Origin of the sequence: Paraglaciecola sp. (assembly GCF_030730205.1) — a bacterium.
In the GTDB taxonomy this organism is placed as follows: domain Bacteria; phylum Pseudomonadota; class Gammaproteobacteria; order Enterobacterales; family Alteromonadaceae; genus Paraglaciecola.
In genome coordinates, this window is record NZ_JANQVQ010000321.1 from 1 (window position 1) to 7,257 (window position 7,257).

Below are 7,257 nucleotides of genomic sequence, written 5' to 3' on the forward strand. Positions count from 1 at the left end.
AACACATCATCAACCAGCAAGGCGGCGCTTTCTGCCATTCGCCGCGCACCACAGCGCACCAGTAAGAACCATCTTGTTGTTCGATCATATCAATTATAGCTTCACCAAAAACGGCTACTTTAGGTCTAGTCATTGTGACTCCTCAAATTGTGTAAGCGTTTAGGCGACGCTGCTTAAGATAGACTGCATGTGTTGTTTCACATCGGGTTTGGCATACAAAGCTATAACCTGCTGTTTATACGCCGCCACAAATTCTTTATGACAGGTAAGGCTAGCAAAGATTGAGCTTAATTCGAGTAAAGCTAAAGGGCGCTGGCTTGTTTGGCTGGCGGCTTTATGCACTTCAACGGCCATGGCATCCATGATATTCAGGGCTTTACCTTGTTGGTCCGCTTGTTTGTCGCTGTAATAACACCAAGCGGCTAAAACTAAGGTCGCACATTGGATTTGCCCTTTATTAGACAGGTTATCCACCATAGTAGGCAGTAAAAAGGTGCTGAGTTTGGCCGCATTCTCTGAACAAATTCTGGCTAAGCTATCTTTAATGTTGGGGTTAGCAAAACGGTTTAATAAGGTGTCTTTATACTCATCTAGGTTTATGCCTTGCACTGGTGACAACACGGGCGTGACTTCAACGTCCATAAAATGTCGCAAAAATTGCGCAAACAATGGGTCTTGCACACTTTCATCAATAGTATTAAATCCGTGCAGTGAGCCTAATATGCCTAATACCGAATGACCGGCATTTAACAGGCGGATTTTCATTTTTTCGTAAGGCGTGACATCGACAACAAACTGGGCACCCACTTGCTCCCATTTAGGGCGGCCTAGGGTAAATTCATCTTCAATGATCCACTGATGAAAGGGCTCACAGGTTACTGGCCACTCATCTTTAATACCCATTTGTTGCAAATAGGCGATGTCGGCCGGAGTAGTAGCCGGGGTAATACGATCCACCATGGCGTTAGGAAACGCCACTGCATACTCTATCCATTGGGCCAATTCGCTATCCACTTTGGTGGCATAAGCTATCAACATCTTTTTGGCCACATCACCATTGTGCTGCACGTTGTCGCAAGACTGAATGGTAAAGGGAGCTAAGCCATTTTTGCGACGTAGCTGCAATGCGGCAATTAAATAACCAAACACCAAACGCGGGCTTTGCGGATTAGCCAAGTCGTGAATGACATCAGGGTTAGTAAAGTCAAATTCACCAGTGGCTGGGTTAAAGTTATAGCCCCCTTCGGTGATGGTCAAAGAGACAATTTTTGTCTCGCTACTGGCCATCTTGTTGATGACTGCTGTTGGGTCGTCACAGCCCAATAAAAAATCACTGAGACTGCCAATCACGCGGTTTTCGATATTGCCATCGGGATGGCGCACAATCAGCGTATAAAGATAATCTTGTGCTGCCAGTAAGGTTTGCATCTTGCGGTCAGCTTCGCGTAGTCCTACACCACAAATGCCCCAGCTTAGGTCACCGGTTTCACTCATATAGGCGTCGGTATAATAAGCCTCATGAGAGCGATGAAAACCGCCCACTCCCACATGTACTATGCCGTGTGTGACTTTTGCACGATCATATTGAGGTACTACAACATCTTGCCCAAGGGTATGAAGCGTAGCGTTACACAGGCTGATAGTTGATTGAGTTTGCATAATAATTATTCCTCTAAGCTTGGGCTGCAACTTGTTTACTTCGCTGCATTACCCAGTAGGCAGAGGCAAAATAAATAATGGTGCAAACAAATCCGATATTAAAAAACAGTTCTCGATTACTTTCGTAAGCAGGTATGCCCACGCTCCAAAACATGGTGTTTAGGGCCAAACCAAGGGTAGTCACAAGGCTCATGAGAGAGACAAAGCGCAGTACTTTGGTCATAAGGCTGTAGTCGTGCACAAAATCAGGGGCTAACTTAGTTTGTTTGGCTTGATACACCTCTACCTGTTTATCATAGGCATCTAATTTGGCTTGCTCTTGTGGGTATTTTTGCGCGGCACCATGGTACTTCGCCAATATGATGTAAAGCACAGAGGTAAAGAACCAAGTAGGGATAAACAAGTAATAAAACGACATCACATCTAAGGCGTTAAGGCCAAAACCAAAGACCAAACCTAATGACCATGACGCCACGGCCGGGGTGCTATGATTGAGCTTACGAAACATCGCCCAGTAACGGGTAAAACCGATACGGGGAAAGATAAAATGTTCAGTAAAAACAATAGCTCCAACAGGCACCACTAATAAACCCGCATAAGTTAACAGGGGTAACATTTGGTTGAATACAAAGGGGAAACAAGCGATACACACCGCCACTATACCCACAACCAGAGTAGAACGGTTACGTGAATGGTTTTTAAAGATGGCTTGAGCCGCAAGACCTGCACGGTATAAATTGGCGTTGGCTGTGGTCCAACCCGCTACAATAACGATCACTAGGCCAGATAAACCTAAAGCTTGAAAGGCCACATCACCTGGGTCTAATTCGACGATAGATTTTTGTACGATAACGGCAGTGCCTGCCCCCATAATACCGGCAGAAATCCACGCAATATAATGACCAAACATCATGCCTGACGAGGTACATAAACCATAGGTACGGCTTTTGGCATAACGTAATAATGCCATGTCAATCAAACCAACGTGGGTAATAGTATTGGCCGCCCACGCAAAACCTATCACTTCAAGTAAACCAATACCCGGCTTACCGTCGGAATCAAGACCCGTCCACACCGACACACTGCCAATGTGCATAAAGTCAGCCCAGCTGCTTAAGTTAGTAGCACCAATAACGTGATCGGCCAAGGCCGGCATTAATACCAGTGGCCCGCTGACAAACATCACAAATAACCAAGGCGCACAAATACGCGAAAAGTTAGACACTGCGTTAAAGCCATACATGGCAACCAAGACCACTATGATGCCGACAGACACCACCACCATGACAAACCACAGATTAGTGGGATACCAGTTAAGTTGCGCAGGTATGCCAAAGGCAAAGCGCACGGCAGTGGCTGACACGGTAATCATAGCCGCCGAGATAACCGTGAAAATAATAACATTGACCCAGTTATACAACGTGGTCATGGAACCACCGGCAATTTTTTGTAAATAGGTATACAGGCTTAGGCGAGTTTCAATGGCGATTGGTGTGGTGATCAAGGTCCAGCTTAATACCGCAAGGATATTACCAATCAACAAACCTAATAATATGTCGGTCATGGTGGCACCTAAAGCAACAAAGGTGGCACCGATAACAAATTCTGTGGCGGCGACATGTTCGCCCGCATACAGACCTAAAAAATGAGTCCAGCCCTTTAACTTATGTTTAGGTATAGGGAGTTGTTCTTCACATACATTATCTAGGTTTACACCTTGAGTATCTGCTTTCATCGTTGTTTCCAACCTTGTTGTTTTACTTTGGGCCATTTCAATCCCAACTAAGGTCGCGACATGTCTCAAACAAAAATTGGCCGCTAGTCACCTTAAGTGACGATCCAACATTAAGACTCTTGTTTCGCGATGTAGAATTCCAAATACCCAACTTGGGCAATTGACATCATAATGAGCATATTCCCAAACAATAGAGGTAACTGTCAATGATTTGTTAAAATTATTTTCTTAAATCATCTGTTCGTTGTTGTCTTCAAGCATGCTTAGTAACAACTGTAAAACAAATATAACAATGTTAATTAAACGCTTTGTGTCATTGCTTAATCTTTAAGTAATACCATCTGCAGCAAAATGAGTTAAATAAAACAAAACAACGTACAAGCTCTGATATTACTGGGTTTCACGGCTTTTTAATCGAGAAGAAAACCATTAATTACAGTGACATATCATTTGATTAATAATTACTCTTGGGGTGTTTTTAGTCATAGTTTTAAAGCAAAACTATCTTTTCATCCTGTCTAATTCGATCTTTTATCTGCAACGTCAGCAAACAATAATTATTGGCTTTGTAACATTTCACAAACATATGAATTAAAAGACAAAAGATAAAAACCCTGATCTTTTGTTAACAGAAAGTAAGCGAAAAGAGTTGACGAGGCCAAACTTATTTGGTCATATGCCCGACTACTGAGCATATAACCAAAAACAAATAGCCACGTGCAATAAGATAAACCACAGGATGACAACATGTTAAATAAGACGGCCAAAAACATCACAATGAGCGCGCTTTTAGTAATGGCTTTTACAGCTAAGTACGTAAACGCTGAGCAAAGTGGTAATGTTGACTTAGGCTTTCAAATAAAAACCAATCACTTGTGGCATGGTTTTATTGTTACTCCAGGTATTATGACGGCGGGCGAACTGAGCTACACCACTGCAAGTGGCAACACTAAATTTGGTTTATGGGCTGGTGCTAGCTTTGATGGTGAATACCAAGAATTTACCTATTTTGCATCCCATCAATTTTCTGAGCAGCTATTTGTGGAAATCGTCAATCACGGTAACCATTCCTCAATCGAAGATGTGGACATATTTAACTACTCTAGTGATCCCACTAAAACCGGTAACTTTACTGATATTGGGCTGGGATATACCTTTGCTGGCGACATGCCCTTGTCCCTGTATTATTCAGTCATAGTGCAAGGTGTCGATAAATTCGAAGATGAAGATACGGACAGACGTGAGCGTGCCTATACCAACTACATCGAAGCTAACTTGCCTGTATGGAAAGGTAAAGACGCAGAATCAGTAAAGGTATTTATTGGTGGGGCGTTTTCACCTACAGGTGATAAAAACTTTTATGATGACAGCACTAATATCGTTAATGTTGGACTCACTTATCAAAAGAACCTAAAGATCCTTGACTACACTTTGCCTGTATCGGCCACCGCCATGTGGAATCCGGCCTTAAAAAAAGGTGCCTTGCAAGTGGCCTTTAGCTTTTTTTAACATTAACTGTTTTGCCTCAAATGCCTCACTTGCGCAAACAAGTGGGGCTTTTTTCATGCATTAACTATTAGGTATCTAACAAACGCTGAGCCGTATATTCATTGGTGATCAGTGAGTTAATCAATTTAGAGCGTAAGGCGCCTAAAATGGCAATGACCTTGTCTTCACCCGCGGCAATACCAATGACCGGTTTGCTGGAAGACATCACTAAAGGCACGCTAGCCACACGTTGATTAATATCACAATTAATCAAATTACCGTCTTTATTAAAGATCCAACTAATGACTTCACCTACCGCCCCAAGATCGCTTAGCTCTTGCAGCTCTTTTTTAGTAATAAAACCATCAATGTGCAGTGGCGACTTTTCACCCAAGTTACCTATGCCCACAAAGGTAACATCGGCTTGTTTGGCCTGATTAAACACACTACTAATATGAGGTTGTTGATGCCAGGCAGCTCTCTCATCGGGGCGACGGGCGATAACCGGCAAGGGCATGGGATAATGACTGGCGTGAATGCGCTCTGCCATATGCACCACCACATCATATTGTGAGGCAGAGCCATCTGAGGCCATGTTACCCAATAAGGATACAATGCGATGTTGCGGACAGGATAAGGAAGAAAGCTCGTCAACGCAGGCACGCATAATGCGCCCTGTGCCCATGGCAATCACTTTGGGTATATCAGAACTCAAATGGCGTTCTATTTCGGCAGCACCAGCTTGACCTAAACCAAAGGTTGAGGTGGGACTATCGGACAAACCTGGTACTACTTCACATGACAGTAAGTTAAATCTATCTTGCAATTTTTGACTCAAGGTCATGCAGTTGGCTATGGGATGATCCAGCCTTACCTTAACCAAACCAGAACTGACCGATAAAGCCACGAGACGCTGAGCGGTTTGCCGCGAGGTAGCCAATATTTTGGCAATTTCGTCTTGGGTTTTACCCGCCACATAATATAACCACCCTGCTCTGGCGGCCTCATCTAGACGTCGTGATTCAGCTTTTGAAAGCTTAGACATTGCTCTTCAATTCCTACTTATTAGATATAAGGGATGGTACCAGTTTGGACAAATCACGCCAGTGCCTAAAGGCTAAATAGTCTGACTGTTCTGCCATTAAATTGCTCTCTGAGCTAAGTAAATGACTACCGCCCATATACCGATAGACTGCCATGCCGGCTGCTTTTGCCGCTTGTATGCCCGACAAAGAGTCTTCAAAAACCAAACATTTTTCCGCTGCTACGCCCATGTTTTTAGCGGCATGTAAAAACAAATCAGGTGCCGGTTTACCATTAGCCACTTCGGAGGTAGTAAAAATATTGTCGCTAAAATATTCATTTAAGGCGGTGATCTTTAGGGCATTTAGCGTACGTGGACGGCTACTGCTAGTGGCCAAACAAAATTTGAGCGGAAATTGGCCCAATAACCACTTAATATCAGGGGTAACAACCAGCTCACGTGCAAAATTTTCAACTAAAACAGCTTGGTGAGTTTGCTCAAAATCGTCGGCTAAGATTAGTTTAAAGTCTGCCAACAAACTTTGTTTTACATGAGCAAAACTGCGGCCAAGACAATTTTTAATAAAATAAGCATCATCAATCGTGATACCTAATTCTCGCAACTGCGACATTAGTGTTTTTTTGCTAATACCTTCACTGTCGATGAGCACGCCATCACAGTCGAAAATGACTAATTCATAATTGCTCATGTTTTATAAATATCACCTAATGTCATAGGCTTTTATTTGCCTTAATTTATTGTCTTGCATTGGTTTTTTACTATACCTGACAATTTGGCAAAATTCGCCCATGCCATACGGCTTAGTTAATTGATAGCAAAACGCCCAGTGGTATTAATCACTAGGCGATTTATTTTAAGTACAATGTAAAAGAAGTGACGACAATCACAGCCCTTAAATCAAGCTACAGCTTGCTGTTGAACGCATCGATAAAGCTATGAATACGCTCGGCATTTTTACCTAAATCACTGCGACCAACACGGGATTTGCTACGTACATCCAAGAAGCGTTGTTCACCAGAGTCGCTAATACGAATAACCACGTCATCCTTAAAACCAAACCATGTAGTGTGCTAATTTTTAAAAAAGAAGTAAGAGGCAACAAAAATTAGCGTAATAATCTAGAAAACAACTTCACATTTCGTTTATATTTTTTATAAATAACCCATAAAAAACATAATTTAATTTCTCCCCACGCATGTAGCACACCAGTAGCACACGATTACAAATAAACACATTAACCTTAACTTTCAACAACTTAACAAAGAATAACGAATCCAGGTGGGGACGCCATTTTACATTATCACCATATACCCTCGTTAACCTAAAAGCA

The 7,257-nt window shown here is 42.6% G+C and carries 5 protein-coding genes and 1 pseudogene; 1 reads left to right on the forward strand and 5 read right to left on the reverse strand.

Translation table 11 applies throughout. The features are described from left to right. Nucleotides 1–159: 159 nt before the first annotated feature. Both NWQ57_RS21285 and NWQ57_RS21290 read right to left on the reverse strand, forming a co-directional pair. Nucleotides 160–1,659 carry a mannitol dehydrogenase family protein gene (locus tag NWQ57_RS21285; RefSeq protein WP_306024201.1) on the reverse strand — a complete coding sequence of 500 codons (1,500 nt, stop codon included), beginning with the start codon at nucleotides 1,657–1,659 and terminating at the stop codon, nucleotides 160–162. Nucleotides 1,660–1,672: 13 nt separating this feature from the next. Continuing rightward, on the reverse strand, nucleotides 1,673–3,394 hold the full coding sequence (locus NWQ57_RS21290; RefSeq protein WP_306024202.1) for a cytosine permease: 1,722 nt from the start codon (nucleotides 3,392–3,394) through the stop codon (nucleotides 1,673–1,675). A gap of 747 nt (nucleotides 3,395–4,141) precedes the next feature. On the opposite strand from NWQ57_RS21290, the gene NWQ57_RS21295 reads away from it, so the two are divergent. After that, nucleotides 4,142–4,903 (forward strand): hypothetical protein, encoded by a 762-nt coding sequence (locus NWQ57_RS21295; RefSeq protein WP_306024203.1) that lies wholly within the window; start codon nucleotides 4,142–4,144, stop codon nucleotides 4,901–4,903. Between the two features lie 67 nt (nucleotides 4,904–4,970). Here the strand turns inward: NWQ57_RS21295 and NWQ57_RS21300 are convergent, their stop codons facing one another. The 3 genes and pseudogenes from NWQ57_RS21300 to NWQ57_RS21310 all read right to left on the reverse strand — a co-directional run. After that, on the reverse strand, nucleotides 4,971–5,927 hold the full coding sequence (locus tag NWQ57_RS21300) for a sugar-binding transcriptional regulator (protein WP_306024204.1): 957 nt from the start codon (nucleotides 5,925–5,927) through the stop codon (nucleotides 4,971–4,973). A gap of 13 nt (nucleotides 5,928–5,940) precedes the next feature. Continuing rightward, complete coding sequence (locus NWQ57_RS21305; protein ID WP_306024205.1) at nucleotides 5,941–6,615, reverse strand: HAD family phosphatase; 675 nt, start codon at nucleotides 6,613–6,615, stop codon at nucleotides 5,941–5,943. 214 nt (nucleotides 6,616–6,829) lie between these two features. Further along, nucleotides 6,830–6,994, reverse strand: a pseudogene (locus tag NWQ57_RS21310) (DUF1499 domain-containing protein); the annotation flags it as partial. Nucleotides 6,995–7,257: the final 263 nt, after the last annotated feature.